This is a genomic window from Pseudomonas sp. Z3-6, from assembly GCF_051131985.1.
Lineage (GTDB): Bacteria > Pseudomonadota > Gammaproteobacteria > Pseudomonadales > Pseudomonadaceae > Aquipseudomonas > Aquipseudomonas zanjanensis.
The window spans coordinates 1,398,306-1,415,942 of the sequence record NZ_CP071644.1; the positions used below are offsets into that span (position 1 = coordinate 1,398,306).

At 62.5% G+C, this 17,637-nt stretch carries 11 protein-coding genes; 4 read left to right on the top strand and 7 right to left on the bottom strand.

Annotated elements, in window-relative coordinates; all coding sequences use genetic code 11:
- Window positions 1-46 precede the first annotated feature (46 nt).
- A complete protein-coding gene (mltF, locus tag J3P88_RS06380) occupies window positions 47-1,507 on the bottom strand; it encodes a membrane-bound lytic murein transglycosylase MltF (protein ID WP_186705178.1) in 1,461 nt (486 codons plus the stop codon).
- A 288-nt stretch (window positions 1,508-1,795) separates the two neighbouring features.
- On the opposite strand from mltF, the gene purL reads away from it, so the two are divergent.
- Both purL and J3P88_RS06390 read left to right on the top strand, forming a co-directional pair.
- Window positions 1,796-5,692 carry a phosphoribosylformylglycinamidine synthase gene (purL, locus tag J3P88_RS06385; RefSeq protein ID WP_186705179.1) on the top strand — a complete coding sequence of 1,299 codons (3,897 nt, stop codon included), beginning with the start codon at window positions 1,796-1,798 and terminating at the stop codon, window positions 5,690-5,692.
- Window positions 5,693-5,696: 4 nt separating this feature from the next.
- A complete protein-coding gene (locus J3P88_RS06390) occupies window positions 5,697-6,008 on the top strand; it encodes a YqfO family protein (protein WP_186705180.1) in 312 nt (103 codons plus the stop codon).
- A 348-nt stretch (window positions 6,009-6,356) separates the two neighbouring features.
- On the opposite strand, the gene nagE is transcribed toward J3P88_RS06390, so the two are convergent.
- Genes nagE through J3P88_RS06415 form a run of 5 tightly spaced genes read right to left on the bottom strand, consistent with a single transcriptional unit; the run spans window position 6,357 to window position 13,529 of the window.
- Entirely contained in the window at window positions 6,357-8,072 is a 1,716-nt protein-coding gene (gene nagE, locus J3P88_RS06395) for an N-acetylglucosamine-specific PTS transporter subunit IIBC (protein ID WP_434574451.1), read from the bottom strand.
- A gap of 33 nt (window positions 8,073-8,105) precedes the next feature.
- Window positions 8,106-10,619 carry a phosphoenolpyruvate--protein phosphotransferase gene (gene ptsP / locus J3P88_RS06400; RefSeq protein WP_434574452.1) on the bottom strand — a complete coding sequence of 838 codons (2,514 nt, stop codon included), beginning with the start codon at window positions 10,617-10,619 and terminating at the stop codon, window positions 8,106-8,108.
- Between the two features lie 51 nt (window positions 10,620-10,670).
- Window positions 10,671-11,693: an SIS domain-containing protein gene (locus J3P88_RS06405; RefSeq protein WP_434574453.1), complete on the bottom strand. Its 1,023-nt coding sequence runs from the start codon at window positions 11,691-11,693 to the stop codon at window positions 10,671-10,673.
- Window positions 11,674-12,780 (bottom strand): N-acetylglucosamine-6-phosphate deacetylase, encoded by a 1,107-nt coding sequence (gene nagA, locus J3P88_RS06410; RefSeq protein WP_434574454.1) that lies wholly within the window; start codon window positions 12,778-12,780, stop codon window positions 11,674-11,676. The genes J3P88_RS06405 and nagA overlap by 20 nt, the downstream gene beginning before the upstream one ends.
- 17 nt (window positions 12,781-12,797) lie before the next feature.
- Window positions 12,798-13,529: a GntR family transcriptional regulator gene (locus J3P88_RS06415; protein WP_181286541.1), complete on the bottom strand. Its 732-nt coding sequence runs from the start codon at window positions 13,527-13,529 to the stop codon at window positions 12,798-12,800.
- A gap of 1,512 nt (window positions 13,530-15,041) precedes the next feature.
- Here J3P88_RS06415 and J3P88_RS06420 point away from each other — a divergent pair.
- Together J3P88_RS06420 and J3P88_RS06425 are read left to right on the top strand one after the other, a co-directional pair.
- Entirely contained in the window at window positions 15,042-15,494 is a 453-nt protein-coding gene (locus J3P88_RS06420) for a hypothetical protein (RefSeq protein ID WP_434574455.1), read from the top strand.
- Between the two features lie 248 nt (window positions 15,495-15,742).
- Window positions 15,743-16,099 (top strand): DUF6124 family protein, encoded by a 357-nt coding sequence (locus J3P88_RS06425; protein WP_434574456.1) that lies wholly within the window; start codon window positions 15,743-15,745, stop codon window positions 16,097-16,099.
- A 296-nt stretch (window positions 16,100-16,395) separates the two neighbouring features.
- Here the strand turns inward: J3P88_RS06425 and J3P88_RS06430 are convergent, their stop codons facing one another.
- Window positions 16,396-17,466, bottom strand: a complete 1,071-nt coding sequence (locus tag J3P88_RS06430) for a scabin-related ADP-ribosyltransferase (RefSeq protein WP_434574457.1) — start codon at window positions 17,464-17,466, stop codon at window positions 16,396-16,398.
- Window positions 17,467-17,637: the final 171 nt, after the last annotated feature.

The window sequence follows — 17,637 nt, forward strand, 5'->3', positions numbered from 1 at the left end:
ACAAGACTTGTGGGTATCCAAGCAAAGCTGTGGGAGTGTACAGCTGTCAGAGCTGCGGGGATTCCTGGCTCGGCTTGCTCTTGTCCACACCCGGCACATGCAGATTGCCCTCGGCCACTTGGTCGCCTTCAAGCTGCGGCTGTGTCACCCAGGTCAGGATGTCGTAGTAGCGACGGATGTTCGCCACGAAATGCACCGGTTCGCCGCCCCGGGCGTAGCCGTAGCGGGTCTTGCTGTACCACTGTTTCTGGGACAGGCGCGGCAGGATTTTCTTCACGTCCAGCCATTTGTTCGGGTTCAGCCCTTCCTTGGCCGCCAGTTTGCGGGCGTCGTCCAGGTGGCCGCTGCCCACGTTATAGGCGGCAAGGGCGAACCAGGTACGGTCCGGCTCCTCGATGCTCTCGTCCAGCTGTTCCTTCATGTAGGCCAGGTACTTGGCGCCGCCCATGATGCTTTGTTTCGGATCCAGTCGGTTGGACACGCCCATGGCCTGGGCAGTGTTCTGGGTCAGCATCATCAGGCCGCGCACGCCGGTCTTGGACGTGACCGTTGGTTGCCAGAGCGATTCCTGGTAGCCAATGGCAGCCAGCAGGCGCCAATCGACTTTCTCTTTCTTGGCGTAAGCCTTGAAGTGTTGCTCGTATTTGGGCAACCGTTGCTGCAAATGCTGGGCGAAGGTTGTTGCGCCCATGTAGCCGAGGACGTCGACGTGCCCGTAGTAGCGGTCCTTGAGCCGCTGCAGCGTGCCGTTTTTCTGCACCTTGTCCAGATAGGCATTGATTTCGTTAAGCAGGCTATTGTCTTCGCCGGGGCCCACCGCCCAGCTTTGGCTGCGGACGTCGCCAAGGTCGAAGGCGACGCGCACGTTGGGGAAGTACACCTGGTTCATCGCCACTTCGTTGGAGTCCACCAGCGTCAGGTCGATCTGGCCCTCGTCCACCATGCGGAGCAGGTCGACCACCTCAACCGCGTCGGACTCTTCGTATTCGATGCCCGGGTATTGCTGCTTCAACTGCGCCAGTTGTTCGGCATGGCTGCTGCCCTTGAGCACCATGATTTTCTTGCCCGCCAGGGCGGCCGCGTCGGTGGGGCGTGATTGGCCGTTGCGGTAGATGATTTGGGGGGTGACTTCCAGGTAGGAGCGGGAAAACCGCACCTGCTTCTTGCGCTGTTCGCTGCTGACCAGGCCCGCGGCGGCCAGGACCGGCCCGTTGGGCTTGCCCACCTGGCCGAACAGGTCGTCGAGGTTGTCGGCGGTCTCGATTTTAAGCTCGACTCCCAAATCCTCGGCGAAACGCTTCACCAGCTCGTATTCGAAGCCGGTCTCACCACTGCGATCCTGGAAGTAGGTGGCGGGGCTGTTTCGGGTAACCACCCGCAGCACGCCATCCTCCTTTACGCGCTCCAGTGTGTTGGGTTTCTCAACACAACCACTGAGCACCAGGAAGAGTCCGGTTGCGATCAGCCATTTGGCATATCGCGGACGCAAAGCCGTTGGGGAAAACATCTGCGCAGTATACGCAAACGGCCCCTACCGCCATATCTCGACAGCAAAAGGCCAGTCTGCTAGCCGTTGCAAAACATGTCCGCAACACCGGCCGGCCGGGCTGTGGCGGGCTTTGCGCCGCTGAAAAATATCTGTGCGCGAACCTTGGCACGGGTGTCCAATACCGCCGTGCACGCAAAGACCGACATTCGGCCAGCACCGCGCGTGCCGTTTCGGGTGCCGTTGCCGGCGGTTTAGGCTAGAATGCACGGCCTCAAAGCACACCCCCTTCCCGAGGCTGTCCCGAAGATGTTGATCCTGCGCGGCGCTCCTGCCCTTTCTGCCTTTCGCCACAGCAAACTCCTTGAGCAACTGAGCCAGAAGGTTCCGGCTGTCAGTGGCTTGTATGCTGAATTCGCTCACTTCGCCGAAGTCACCGGCGGTTTGACCGGCGACGAACAGCAGGTGCTCGCGCGCCTTCTGAAGTACGGCCCCAGTGTTCCTGTCCAGGAGCCGGCCGGTCGCCTGTTCCTGGTGTTGCCGCGTTTCGGCACCATTTCGCCGTGGTCGAGCAAGGCCAGCGACATCGCCCGCAACTGCGGCCTGGCGAAAATCCAGCGCCTGGAGCGCGGCATTGCCTTTTATGTCGCCGGTGAGTTCAGCGAGGCCGAGGCCCAGTTGATCGCCGAAGGCCTGCATGACCGCATGACCCAGGTCGTGCTCGGCAACCTGGAGCAGGCCGCCGGTCTGTTCAGTCACGCCGAACCCAAGCCCCTGACCGCCATCGACGTACTGGGCGGTGGCCGTGCCGCGCTGGAAAAAGCCAACGCCGAGCTGGGCCTGGCCCTGGCCGAAGACGAGATCGATTACCTGGTCAACGCCTTCCAGGGCTTGAAGCGCAACCCCCACGACATCGAACTGATGATGTTCGCCCAGGCCAACTCCGAGCACTGCCGCCACAAGATCTTCAACGCCAGTTGGGACATTGACGGCCAGGACCAGGAAAAAAGCCTGTTCGGCATGATCAAGAACACCTACCAGATGCACAACGAAGGTGTGCTGTCGGCCTACAAGGACAACGCGGCGGTGATCGTCGGCAGCGTTGCCGGTCGCTTCTACCCGAACCCCGAGACCCGCCAGTACGGTGCGGTCCAGGAGCCGGTGCACATCCTGATGAAGGTCGAGACTCACAACCACCCGACCGCCATTGCCCCGTTCCCGGGCGCGTCCACCGGTTCCGGTGGCGAGATCCGCGACGAAGGCGCCACAGGTCGCGGTGCCAAGCCCAAGGCCGGCCTGACCGGCTTCACCGTGTCGAACCTGCAGATCCCGGGCTTCGAGCAGCCATGGGAAAAGCCGTACGGCAAGCCTGAGCGCATCGTCAACGCCCTCGACATCATGATCGAAGGTCCCCTGGGCGGCGCGGCGTTCAACAACGAATTCGGCCGTCCGGCCCTGACCGGTTACTTCCGGACCTTCGAACAGTCCATCACCACTCCCCGTGGTGAAGAAGTCCGTGGTTACCACAAGCCGATCATGCTCGCTGGCGGCATGGGCAACATCCGCGCCGAACACGTGCAGAAAGGCGAGATCCTGGTCGGCTCCAAGCTGATCGTCCTCGGCGGCCCGGCCATGTTGATCGGCCTGGGTGGCGGCGCGGCTTCCTCCATGGCCACCGGCACCAGCTCGGCCGACCTGGACTTCGCTTCGGTCCAACGGGAAAACCCGGAAATGGAACGCCGTTGCCAGGAAGTCATCGACCGTTGCTGGCAGTTGGGTGAGCACAACCCCATCAGCTTCATCCACGACGTCGGCGCGGGCGGCCTGTCCAACGCCTTCCCGGAACTGGTCAACGACGGTGGTCGCGGTGGCCGCTTCGAACTGCGCAACATTCCAAACGACGAGCCGGGCATGGCCCCGCACGAAATCTGGAGCAACGAATCCCAGGAACGCTACGTCCTGGCGGTCGGTCCGGCCGACTTCGAACGCTTCCAGGCCATTTGCGAGCGCGAGCGTTGCCCGTTCGCGGTGGTGGGTGAAGCCACTGCTGAGCCACAACTGACCGTCACCGACAGCCACTTCGGCAACAGCCCGGTGGACATGCCGTTGGAAGTGCTGCTGGGCAAGGCCCCGCGCATGCACCGTTCGGCGGTCCGCGAAGCGGAGCTGGGCGACGATTTCGATCCGTCCACCCTCGACATCGCCGATTCCATCGAGCGCGTGCTGCATCACCCGGCCGTGGCGAGCAAGAGCTTCCTGATCACTATCGGCGACCGGACCATCACCGGCCTTGTGGCCCGCGACCAGATGGTCGGCCCATGGCAAGTGCCAGTGGCCGATGTGGCCGTGACCGCCACCAGCTTCGACGTCTACACCGGCGAAGCCATGGCGATGGGCGAGCGCACGCCGCTGGCGCTGCTGGACGCCCCGGCCTCGGGCCGCATGGCGATCGGCGAGACCCTGACCAACATCGCGGCGTCGCGCATCGGCAAGATGTCCGACATCAAGCTGTCGGCCAACTGGATGTCCGCCGCCGGTCACCCGGGTGAAGACGCCCGCCTGTACGACACCGTCAAGGCGGTCGGCATGGAGCTGTGCCCTGAGCTGGGCATCACCATTCCAGTGGGCAAGGACTCCATGTCCATGGCCACGCGCTGGAACGACGAAGGCGTGGACAAGAGCGTAACCTCGCCGCTGTCGCTGATCGTGACCGGTTTCGCGCCTGTCACCGATATCCGCCAGACCCTGACCCCGCAACTGCGCATGGACAAGGGCACCACCGACCTGATCCTGATCGACCTGGGCCGTGGCCAGAACCGCATGGGCGCCTCGATCCTGGCCCAGGTGCATGGCAAGCTCGGCTCGCAAGCACCGGACGTCGATGATGCCGAAGACCTGAAGGCGTTCTTCGCCGTGATCCAGGGCCTCAACGCCGACGGTCACCTGTTGGCCTACCACGACCGTTCCGACGGTGGTTTGCTGACCACCGTGGTGGAAATGGCCTTCGCCGGTCACTGCGGCCTGAGCCTGACCCTGGACAGCGTTGCCGAATCCAAGGCCGAGATCCCAGCCATCCTGTTCAACGAAGAACTGGGTGCCGTGATCCAGGTTCGCCAGGACGCCACGCCAGACATCCTGGCCCAGTTCAGCGCGGCCGGCCTGGCCGATTGCGTCTCGGTGATCGGCCAGCCGATCAACAACGCGCACATCAACATTACCTTCAACGGCGACACCGTCTTCGAAGGCCAGCGTCGCCTGTTGCAGCGCCAGTGGGCGCAAACCAGCTACCAGATCCAGCGCCTGCGGGACAACGCCGAGTGTGCCGAGCAGGAATTCGACGCGCTGCTGGAAGAAGACAACCCAGGCCTGAGCGCCAAGCTCAGCTACGACGTCAACGACAACGTGGCCGCGCCTTACATCAAGAAGGGCATCCGCCCACAAGTGGCGGTCCTGCGTGAGCAAGGCGTCAACGGCCAGGTGGAAATGGCGGCAGCGTTCGACCGCGCCGGTTTCAACGCGATCGACGTGCACATGAGCGACATCCTGGCCGGTCGTGTCGACCTGAACGACTTCAAGGGCATGGTCGCTTGTGGCGGTTTCTCCTACGGCGACGTACTGGGCGCCGGTGAAGGCTGGGCCAAGTCGGCGCTGTTCAACAGCCGCGCCCGCGATGCGTTCCAAGGTTTCTTCGAACGCACCGACAGCTTCACCCTCGGCGTGTGCAACGGTTGCCAGATGATGTCCAACCTGCACGAGCTGATTCCGGGCAGCGAGTTCTGGCCGCACTTTGTGCGTAACCGTTCCGAGCAGTTTGAAGCCCGCGTGGCGATGGTCCAGGTCCAGGAATCGAACTCGATCTTCCTGCAGGGCATGGCCGGTTCGCGCATGCCGATCGCCATCGCCCACGGCGAAGGCCACGCGGAATTCGAAAGCGAAGAAGCCTTGCTCGAAGCCGACCTGTCCGGTTGTGTGTCGCTGCGTTTTGTCGACAACCATGGCAAGGTCACCGAAACCTACCCGGCCAACCCGAACGGCTCGCCGCGCGGGATCACCGGCCTGACCAGCCGCGACGGCCGCGTCACGATCATGATGCCGCACCCGGAGCGGGTGTTCCGCGCGGTGCAGAACTCGTGGCGTTCGGACGACTGGAACGAAGACGCGCCATGGATGCGCATGTTCCGCAACGCGCGCGTCTGGGTGAACTAAGACGGTGTACAAGCTCTGCTTCTTCGTCCCGGACAGCCATGTGGACGAGGTCAAAAACGCCGTATTCGCTGCCGGTGGCGGGCGAATCGGCGACTATGACCACTGCGCCTGGCAAGTACTGGGCCTGGGCCAGTTTCGCCCTTTGGACGGCAGCCAGCCGTTCATTGGCGAGGCGGGGCAGGTCGAGCAGGTCGAGGAATGGAAGGTGGAGCTGGTGGTGGCCGATGCGTTGATTCGCCCCGTGGTGGAGGCGCTGAAGCAGAGCCATCCCTACGAGACACCGGCGTATGAGGTATGGCGGTTGGAGGATTTCTGATTTTCCCTCCGCCCAAATAAAAAAAACCGCTGATCTAATCAGCGGTTTTTTTTGCGTGCGATTCTGTGTACACGAACCCTTGTGGCGAGGGAGCTTGCTCCCGCTGGGCTGCGTAGCGGCCCTAAGCTTTTTGGCGGTTGCTGCGCAACCGAGCGGGAGCAAGCTCCCTCGCCACGGGATTGTTGTGTGTCAGATATAGGTGTTGGGTGTGTGCAGGCCCCTTCGTCGATCGCCGCCCGGAGCAAGCCCGCTCCCACAGTGGATTTGTATTGTCCACAGAACTTGTGAACGACATCAGACCTGTGGGAGCGGGCTTGCTCGCGAAGGGGCCAGGCAGTCGGCGAAGGCCTAGGCTTTGACATCCGCCTTACGACTCAGCACCACCGCCTCCAACGCCCGCCACAACCCCGGCGCTTTCTCCCCTAGCAACAAGTGCCAAACCCCGCCTTCCAGCGAACTGATCCCCTGGCAACCCAGCGCCTTGAGCTGGCTTTCCGACAACCCCTTGCCATCAGCCAACCGCACCCGCAAACGGCTCGTCGCCACGCAATCGAGCTGCAACACGTTCCTGCCACCGCCCAGGGCATCGAGCCATTGTTGTGCTTCGGCCTCCGAGACGATTGTAGTCAGGGCCGGCTCGATCACGGCGTTCGTGGGCGCACTGACTGGCCTATCGGAAGAAGGCAATGCCAAGCGGATTTCATCGGCGATGCTGTCGGCCATCGGCCCCACCACCACCTGCAAGCTGCCGCCATTGCCGGGGCGAACCACAGCCATGGCGCCGAGGGCCTTGAGTTGAGCGTCGGACGCCTTGTTGCGATCCACCAGGTCCAGCCGCAGGCGCGTGGTACAAGCGCCGAGTGTGATCAGGTTGTCAGCGCCACCCAAGGCCTGGATGTAGGCGGCGGCCCGCTGGTTTTCGGCGATGACCGGTTTGTCGCCCGCCGGCACGTCTTCACGCCCCGGCGTCTTCAGGTCGAAGCGGCGGATGCAGAAGTCGAACACCAGGTAATAGATCGCCGCATAGGCCAGGCCCACCGGAAAGACCAGCCAGCCGTTGGTGGATTTGCCCCAGCCCAGGACCATGTCGATAAATCCGCCGGAGAAGGTAAAACCCAAGTGGATGTCCAGCAGATTGGTCACCGCCATCGACAGGCCGGTGAGCAGCGCGTGGACCAGGTACAACAGCGGCGCAAGGAACATGAAGGCGAATTCGATGGGCTCGGTGACGCCGGTCAGGAACGAGGTCAGCGCCATCGACAACAAAATCCCGCCCATGACCTTGCGCCGCTGGGGCAGGGCGTTGCGGTACATCGCCAGGCAGGCGGCGGGCAGGCCGAAGAGCATCACCGGGAACATGCCGGTCATGAACTGGCCGCCCTTGGGGTCGCCGGCGAAATAGCGGGTCAGGTCACCGGTGACCACCGCTCCGGTAGTCGGGTCGGTGAAGCTGCCGAAGATGAACCAGGCCATGTTGTTGAGGATGTGGTGCAGGCCGGTGACGATCAGCAACCGATTGAATACACCGAAGACGAACGCACCAAAGCTGCCGCTGGCCATCAACAGCTCGCCGAAGCTGTTGATGCCGTGCTGGATCGGTGGCCAGATCAAACCGAACACCACGCCAAGGCCCACCGCGCTGAAGCCGGTGACAATCGGCACGAAGCGTCGCCCGCCAAAGAATGCCAGGTATTCCGGCAGCTTGATGTCCTTGAAGCGGTTGTACAGCGCGCCGGCCAACAGGCCGCTGATGATCCCGGCGAGCATGCCCATGTTGATGGTCGCGTCGAGCACCTTCAGCGTCGCGATCATCACCAGGTAACCAATGGCCCCGGCCAGCCCGGCCGTGCAGTTATTGTCCCGGGCGAAACCCACGGCGATGCCGATGGCAAAGATCAGCGCGAGGTTGGCGAAAATCGCCTGGCCGGCATCGTGAATGATCGCGATGTTCAACAGGTCCGTGTCACCCAGGCGCAGCAGCAGGCCGGCGATCGGCAGGATCGCGATGGGCAGCATCAGCGCCCGGCCGAGGCGCTGAAGCCCTTCGATGAAATGCTGGTACATGGCGTCTCTCCTTTTATTGTTGTCCGACGTGGCTCAGCCCAGGGGCCAGTGTTGGTGACAGGCCTGGCGCACGGCGGCGGCGCTGGCCAGGTTCAGCAAATCGGTACTGACGCCGAGGCACTGGGCGGCATCGAGGTGACGCACGCGGTCCTTGATTTCGCCGACCTGGGGCGGGCTGACCGACAGCTCCCGTACCCCAAGGCCGATCAGCACCGGCGTCGCCAGGGGATCGGAGGCCAGGGCCCCGCACACCCCGACCCAACGCCCATGCTTGGCGGCGCCAGCGCAGGTCTGGGCGATCAACCGCAACAGTGCCGGGTGCAGGGCATCGACCCGGGCGGCGAGACCGGCGTGGTCGCGGTCCATGGCGAGGGTGTACTGGGACAGGTCGTTGGTGCCGATGGAGAGGAAGTCCGCGTGCTCGGCCAACTGTTCGGCCAGCAAGGCGGCGGCCGGCACTTCGATCATCACCCCCAGCTGCGGGCGTTCGCTCACGCCGAGCTCGGCACCCAGGGTGTCGAGGAGCTGGCGGATGTGCAGCAGTTCGTCGACCTCGGTGACCATCGGCAACAAAATCCGGCAGCGGTGCAGAGGGCGCGTTTGCAGCAGGGCGCGTAATTGCTGGTCCAGCAGTTCCGGCCGCGCCTGGGCCAGGCGAATGCCCCGCAGGCCGAGCACCGGGTTGGCTTCGGCCGGCAGCGGCAGGTAGTCCAATTGTTTGTCGCCGCCGACGTCGATGGTGCGGATGATCACCGGCCTGTCGCCCATGGCATCGAGCACGGCTTGATAGGCCTGGCGCTGTTCTTCTTCATCGGGGGCGGTATGGCGGTCGACGAAGAGAAATTCGGTGCGCAGCAAGCCAACGCCCTCTGCACCGTTGGCGAAGGCCTGGCTGGCTTCGGCGCTGGAGGCGACGTTGGCGGCGACTTCAACCTGCACCCCATCGACGGTTCGTGCCGGCGTGTGGGCGAGGGTCTGTTGCTCGGCGCGCAGGGCTGCGCGTCGCTTCTGTGCTTGCTGCACCTGCGCCAGGCGCTCGGCGGTTGGCGTGAGTTCGAGGCGGCCACCGTCCGCGTCCAGCACCACCGATTGCCCCGGCGCCTGTGCAAGCAGTGCCTCGCCCAGCGCCACCAGGCAGGGCAGGCCTTTGCCACGGGCCAGGATCGCCACGTGGGACGTCGCGCCGCCCTCGGCCATGCACACACCGGCCACGCCTTGGGCACTGAGTTGTAGCAGGTCCGACGGGGTCAGCTCCTGGGCGATGACAATGGCGCCCGCCGGCACGTCGAATTGCCAGGCTTCACCCAGCAGCGCCCGCAGGACTCGCTGGCGCAGGTCATGTAAATCATTGGCGCGCTCGGCCAGCAACGCGCTTTGCAATTGCCGCAGCACTTGGCACTGCACGTCGATGGACCGGCTCCAGGCGTGGGCCGCTGCGCTCCCTTGCTCAATAGACAGGTAGGCGGCGTCCAGCAGGACCGGATCTTCCAGCAACGCCAGATGGGCGCTGAAGATCGCTTGTTCGTCAACGTGGCGCCGGGCCTTGGCGTTCTCCAACGTCAACTCGATGTCGCGACTGACGTGCGCCAAGGCATCGCGCAGCCGTTGCCGTTGTTCTGCGACGTTGTGGCCACCGACGTCCTCGGGCAACTGTGTGCCTTCCAGCCGAACCAGCGGTCCGCTGACCAGCCCGGGCGCGGCACAGACGCCGTGGAGCACACCGTCTTCGGCGGTGTGGCTCGGCGCCTTGGCCTGTGGTGCCTCGGCATGGGCTTCTTCGGCCAAGGCTGTGGATAACGTTTTCAGCAGCGCTTGCAACGCCGTTTCGGCATCACTGCCGCGGCAACTGACGTGCACTTCGGCCTGTTCGGTGATCGCCAGCCCCATCATGCCCATCACACTGTCGCAGGGCGCCGAGCGGCCACCGAAGTGCAGGTGTGAGCGACTCTTGAACCCTTGTGCGGCCTGGCGAACCAAGGCGGCCGGCCGCGCGTGCAGGCCGCCTCGATGGGCGATACGGATCTGGCCGAACACTTCGATGCCGACGTCCGGCTCATCGTCGCGTGTTTCGCTCGGTTTCTTGCTGACGATGTGCAGCAACGGCTCGCCGACCTTGACGCCCTTGAGGGTAATGGGCCGTGCCTGGAAGTGTTCGCCATTGGTGAGGATCAGCAGGCTGACCAGGCTTTTGCAGCGCCGGGCCACGCTGTCCACGTCATAACGCAGCAGTGCCTGGCCGTTGCTGACCCGCGCGCCTTCCTTGACCAGCATGGAAAAGCCGTTGCCCTGCAACTCGACGGTGTCCAACCCCAGGTGCAGCAGCAGTTCGGCGCCGTTGTCGGCCCGCAGGGTCACAGCGTGGCCGGTGCGCGCGACGTGGATCACCTCGCCGTCACAGGGGGCGTAGAGGGTGTCGTTCAGCGGATCGATGGCGATCCCGTCGCCCATGGCGCCGCTGGCGAACACCGCGTCCGGGACGTTGGCGAGGGTGAGCACCGGCCCGCTGAGTGGGGCGCTGAGGATCAGCTCTTTATTGTTGTTGGGCATGGGCTCGCTCTCTGTGAAGTCTTATTGGCCTTGCGTTAAAGGGCCATCGGTTCAGTGGGTCCGGGTGACCTTGCTCAAGTACCGTGGCTGGTCCGGGTCCAGGCCTCGGGCCACGGCCAGGTTGGCGGCCATCCGGTAAAAGCTCTGGATCGCCAGGATCGGGTCCAGGGCTGGGTGTTCGGCACGGGTCAGCGTCAGGTCACGCTCGGCGATGTCATCGGGCGCGGCCAGTAGCACCCGGGCGCCGCGCTGGCGCATGTCGGCGGCCAGGCTCAACACACCGGCCTGCTCGACACCGCGGGGGGCGAATACCAGCAGCGGATAATGCTCATCGATCAGTGCCATCGGCCCGTGGCGAACCTCGGCGCTGCTGAAGGCTTCGGCCTGGATCGCCGAGGTCTCCTTGAATTTGAGTGCCGCTTCCTGGGCGATGGCGAACCCGGCGCCACGGCCGATGACCATCAAGCGCTGGCATTCACGCAGCGCCTCGACGGCAACGTTCCAATCCTGGTGCGCGGCTTCACGTAGGCCTTCGGGCAGCGCGGCGCCGGCGTCGAGCAACTCGGCATCGTCTTTCCAGTGGGCCACCAGGCGCGCGCTGGCGCTGAGGGTGGCGATGAAACTCTTGGTGGCGGCGACACTGCTTTCGATGCCGGCGCACAAGGGCACGCTGAATTCACAAGCCGCCTCCAGCGGAGAGTCTTCTGCGTTGACCATCGCCACGCTCAAGGCGCCGCGCTTGCGCAACAGGCGCAGGCTGTTCACCAAGTCCGGGCTCTGCCCCGATTGAGAAAACGCGAACGCCACCTGGCCACTGACCTTCAACGGCGCCTGCTGCATGGTCACCACCGACATCGGCAACGAGGCCACCGGAAAACCCAGTTGTTGCATGGTCAGGTAGGCAAAGTAGCTGGCGGCATGGTCGGAGCTGCCACGGGCCACGGTCATCGCCACCTGCGGCGGTTGGCGGCGCAGGCGTCCGGCAATTTCCTGCAGGGCGGGGTCCAATCGCTGCAATTGGCGCTCGACGGCGTCGGACGAGGTCAGGGCCTCTTCAAGCATTTTGGAAGTCAATGGCTTCTCCTTCGACCATCACGTCGATCAGGTTCAGGGCACGGTCAAGGCGCACGCAGTCGGCCCAGGCGCCGGATTGCAGGCGCCCGCGCTCGGGCAGGCCGAGGTAGTCGGCGGGGAATTGCGACAGGCGTCGGGAGGCTTCGTCGATCGGCAGGCCGATCTTCACCAGGTTGCGCAGGGCCTGGTCCATCGTCAGGGTGCTGCCGGCCAGCGTGCCGTCGGCCAGCCGCACGCCACCCAGGCATTTGGTCACGGTGTGGCTGCCCAACTTGTATTCGCCGTCGGGCATGCCGGCGGCGGCGGTGGAATCGGTGACGCAATACAGGCACGGGATCGAACGCAACGCCACGCGCATGGCGCCGGGGTGTACGTGGAGCAAATCCGGGATCAGCTCGGCATATTGCGCATGGGCCAGCGCCGCGCCGACGATGCCGGGCTCGCGGTGATGCAGCGGGCTCATGGCGTTGTACAAATGGGTAAAACTGCTGGCCCCGGCCGCCAGCGCCGCGACGCCTTCTTCGTAGCTGCCGAGGGTATGGCCGATCTGCATGCGCACGCCCCGGGCGCTGAGGGCGCGAATCAAGGCATCGTGGCCGGCGATTTCCGGTGCGACGGTGATCACTCGGATCGGCGCCAGGGCCAGGTACGCCTCCACTTCAGCCATCAACGCGGTGTGGGCGAAATTCGGTTGGGCGCCGAGTTTGCCAGGGTTGATATAAGGGCCTTCCAAGTGCACACCCAGGACTCGTGCGCTACCCCTGGTCCGCTGTTCGCAGAATTCACCGAGGGCCTTGAGTACGCTGGCGATCTCTTCGCTCGGCGCCGTCATGGTGGTGGCGAGCAGCGCCGTGGTGCCGAAGCGCACATGGGTGCGGGCAATGGTGTCGAACGCCGGCGCGCCTTCCATGATGTCCTTGCCGCCACCGCCGTGCACATGCAGGTCGATGAATCCCGGCAGCAGGTAGGGCAGGTCGTTGCTCGTCGGGTCGCAGGGCTGGCCTTCGATGGACACGACCTTGCCCTGTTCATGGACCAGGCGGCCGCGTATCCAGCCGTTGGCGGTGAGGATGTTGTTTTCGGACATGGGGATTCTCTGATCGTCTAGCGCCGCAACTCGGCGACGAAGTCGTAGTAGTCGTTGCGGCAATAGGTGTCGGTGACTTCGATGGGCGTGTTGTCTTCCAGGTAGCCGACCCGGGTCATCAGCAGCATCGCGGTGCCGGGGGCGATGCCCACCAGGGCGGCGAATTCGTCCGAGGCGTTGATCGCCTGGATGTGTTGCAGGGCGCGCACCACGGGTTTGCCGATGCCGTCGAGGAATTCATAAAGCGAATCGCCCACTGCCTGCGGCTTGGGAATAATCGAGGCGGGCAGGGTGCTCATCTCAATGGCCATGACCGTATCGTCGGCCTTGCGCAGCCGTTTGAGCCGGGCGACTTTGTCAGTGGGCGACAGGCCCAGGCGGATCAGTTCTTCGTGGGTCGGCGGGGTGATTTCTCGCTCCAGCCACTGGGACCCGGGTACGAAGCCTTTGAGCCGGAGCATCTCGCTGAAGCCGCTGAGGCGTGACAGCGGTTGTTCCAGGCGCGGGGTGATGAACGTGCCCGAGCCTTGGTTGCGGCGGATCAGGCCTTGTTCGAACAGCACCTCCAACGCCTTGCGGGCGGTGACTCGGGAAATGCCCAGTTGCTCGCTCAGGCTGCGCTCGGATGGCATCGCTTGCTCGGCTTTCCACTGGCCGGCGTGGATGGCGGCTTCGAGGTTGCGGGCCAGTTGCAGGTAGAGCGGGGTGGGTTGGGTGTCGTCGGGGCGTAGGGTCTGGATGTTGTTCATTTGTTTGTCCGATGCGGTTTTTTGGGCGTTGTCGCTCGGTGATTGGGGTGGAAGCTAATACCACTTTAATACCATGTCAACGCTGCTTTTCTGGGGTTGCCCAATGTTTTCTGGGTATTTATTCGGGTGTAGTTTAAGTGGTATTAGGGTGGTTTTTGTGGGGCGTGGAATTACAGCGTTGGGATGGGGTTTTTGAAGGTCAGTGGTATGCACAGAGGGCGGGTTGCGGAGTTTGATATTTATTTTTATGGCGACCGGTGGTAGTTCGTTTTGTGTGTATATCCGTTGCTGCGGTCACGGCGGCTTAGGGGGCCGCCCTTACTGCGGGTCACTTTTGAAGAGCCCGGAAGCGAAGGCATCGTGGTTAACGGGCGCCCCGAGATCAAAGCCCGTCCCGAGGCGGCCTGGTAGCCGACCTGGTTCTGAGTGATCGCATTTCCCCTGTGGGAGCGAGCTTGCTCGCGAAGGCGGAGGGTCAGTTTGCGGTGACGTTGGATATCCACAAAGGTTTTGGGAACGGCACGGTCCTGGCGAGGGAGCTTGCTCCCGCTGGGGCGCGCAGCGGCCCCAAAAAAGCGATGAGCGCTACGCACTCAAGCGGGAGCAAGCTCCCTCGCCACAAAAGCTTTCCCAGCCATCACGGCACAGATTGATCCACGGTAAACACTGTGGGAGCGAGCCTGCTCGCGATAGCGGTGGCTCTGTCAATGAAGATGTTGGATGTGCCGGCCTCATCGCGAGCAAGGGATATCCACAAAGGTTTTGGGAACGGCACGGTCCTGTGGCGAGGGAGCTTGCTCCCGCTGGGGCGCGCAGCGGCCCCAAAAAAGCGATGAGCGCTACGCACTCAAGCGGGAGCAAGCTCCCTCGCCACAAAAGCTTTCCCAGCCATCACGGCACAGATTGATCCACGGTAAACACTGTGGGAGCGAGCCTGCTCGCGATAGCGGTGGCTCTGTCAATGAAGATGTTGGATGTGCCGGCCTCATCGCGAGCAAGCTCGCTCCCACAGGGGACTGGGTGCACATGAATTTTGGGTCTGCTGAAGATCCAGTGTGGGAGCGAGCTCGCGATAGCGGTACTTCAATTACCCAGATTTGGATTGGCTACCGTCATCGCGAGCAAGCTTTGCTCCCACAGGATAAACGCAGTCCGATCAAGAACCAGGTCGGCTATCAGGCCGCCTCGGGCATGCCGAGCCTAAGCGAGGCACCGAGTGGTGGGGCAAAAGCGTTTTGCTTACTTTTGACTGGGCCGGCTTCCGGGCTTTTCAAAAGTGAGCCGCCGTCAGGGCGGAACCCTAAGTCGCCCTTACCGCAGCAATGGATATGTACCCAACCCCATCCAAAAAACCTATCTGAAATTTGTGCGAAACATCCCTGACTAGATGGAGGGGCTGTCAGACGCCCCGAAGTTTCCGACATGTTTTTAAGGTTGTGCCTCGGAAGCGAGAGCTTCAGCCTTTGGATACTGCTGTCGATGTGACAGTTTTCAAATCATCAAGGAGTACAAATGAAGAAGATAGTGAGCAGCCAAGACCTCTTGCTTGCTCTCGAGACCTTGGTCAAAAAACCATTGAATAAGGCAGATGATGTGGCGCTTGTGAGCGCAGCCAAGGCTGTCTGGTATTCCAATTTGGACTTGATCAGCGCAGCCCAAGCTTTTTTAAGCCAACACACTGATGAGGTCGAGTTGCGTCGTGCAGGGTATTTGCTCGAACGACTCACCCGATTTTCCTGCGTCACGGACAGTCGTGCATTGGAAGTCTTCAAAGCCCTTGAGCTGTTTTTACGCTCGACACCCAAGCAAGCCATAACTTCACAAACCGCAGTTGCGCTTCGCAAGCGCCGTGATGAACTCGCTCTCTCTTGGGGGCTGAATGAAGGTCTTGGCTTGAAGGTACAAACCCTCTTGCCTTTCCAGACTCGGCATTATGAGGCTGAGCAGCGCGCAGCGTTTGTGTGAACCCAAATGTCATCCTCGAAAACCGGTCTAGGCCGGTTTTTTGTTGTGTGAATGATCACCCTTTGGTCTGTCAGACGCCCCGAAATTTCCGACATGTTTTTAAGGTTGTCCCTCGGAAGCGAGGGCTCTAGCCTTTGGGTGTCGCTGCCAATTCAGCGACCGGGTTTGACCGTCCGAAAAAAAATCAAGGGGCAACGGGCAGGCCCGGACGTTTTGTCCTGGGCTCCATTAAATTAAAGGAGCTTCAATTGAAAAATAATTCTGACACGCCAAAACCCGCCTCCACCTTCCCCTACGGCGACTACGCCCCCGACAAGCTGAAAGAAGCCGCCGACCGCGCGATGGATCATTACCTCAAACCCGACGACAGCGAACCAGAACCCAAACCCTCGGTGCAGTTGTTCACCGTATCGGACAGCGTTGACACCGAAACCCTGCTAGCCAACCTCAGCGAAACCCTGGCCTCGGCCAATGCAGTGCTTAGCGACCTCATGTTTGATTTGGACGGCTCACGGCGGCATGTGGCGTCGGGGGTGGCGCAAATGATCGAACTGGGGACGTTGCTGGCGAACAAGGCCTTGGACCGGGTTGAGCTTCGGACTTGATGCCGTAGTTGCCGGCCTCATCGTCGGATCGCCGCCCGGAGCAAACTCCCACAGTGGTTTCGTGTCGTTGACAAATAGGCCAATCGACACCAAACCCTGTGGCGAGGGAGCTTGCTCCCGCTGGGACGGTCCGACGCCTCGGGCGAAGCAGCCTAGAACCCGGCAACCCGGAGTGTCAGGCAGATTGAGTCGCCTGCTTTGGGGTTGCTGCGCAACCCAGCGGGAGCAAGCTCCCTCGCCACAGTGATTCACGCAAGCCTTGAGTAACAGCATACGCGGCTGGCATGGATTGGAAACTATTGATGACGGTTTTCGAGGCGGCAAACCTCTTTTTCTATGCCAATGCACTCGACCGGTTCACTCACGCCTTTCGCAAACCGACGTGCGTTCATCAACAGGCCTCCCTTGATGCCGCCGATAAAAGCGAAGGCGCCTTCACGTGAACCAGCGTTACGCACCGACAAATCCACCGCCACGCTGTTGGGTCTGACTTCATAGACCCAGCCGCCGTTTGATGCGTCCTGGGTGGCCCAGAGCTTGGCTTCGCTATAGTCGCGAAACGCCAAAACGATCGATTGAGCCTCGTGGGACTCCTGCAACATCGCCTGTCTCAAATTCGCTGGTAAGGAGTTAAAGCCCCGTAACCCATTGGCAAGCGCATCCGCGCCCTGCACAGGATTGACCAGCGTAGAACTGACCGCCCAGAGAGACTCCTTGGTCGTTACCCATGTCAGCCCCGCGGGAGGTGTCAGCCGGTTCCAGTCGATGGAAATCGCCGCCACATCCTGCATCGACTCGTGGCCGGTGGGTTCTCGGTAATTTTGGTTAGGCGTGCATCTGGCAAGATCGTCCTTGTTGCAGGCGTTCTTGATGAAATGCCCCTTGACCCCGCCCGGGAAGCTGATTTCCTCCTCGCGAGGAAAAGGTCCCCCGGATTGCACTTGATCGATTCCATGGGGGGCAGTAAATTCGTACACCCACTCGCTGGCGTAGTGTTGGGCCCAGACCGGGCTGCGCGTCGTACTGCTGAACACCGTCCCCGCGCTTCCGCTCGCGTGGGTGATCCAGTCGTACCCCCATTGCTCCTCGGGAGTGCCCACGGCTTTGGGCAACAATCCCGTCTCGAAAGCATCGAGGCCCTGACCCGTCGTATCTCCACGGTAGAGGCTGTCCATGTCGGTGCGCCAGTGCAATGACGGCTTGGTATCGCGAATCGGTACGCTTGGATCCGCCGTGACCTGAAGCCAGGCTCTAAACCACGGTTCCTCTTCATCGGCTCCCCAGGCGTCGGTGCCCGGTTGCCCCACGCCTGCGAACACCACTGCCGCGACGGCTGCCGCGCGCATGAAACTATTATTGATTGTCATGATTCGATGCCTTATCAGGAACGGTGAAGCCCTGTCGAATCACATACGTCATGACTTCCTATGCTTCGACGTGACACGTCTCACTTTTGGATTCTGCGGGGGCCGAGCGAGCCGAGCCATCGCATCAGTTCTGAGGGTAGATCAAGGCGGGGGGAGGGGTTGGCGTTGCGG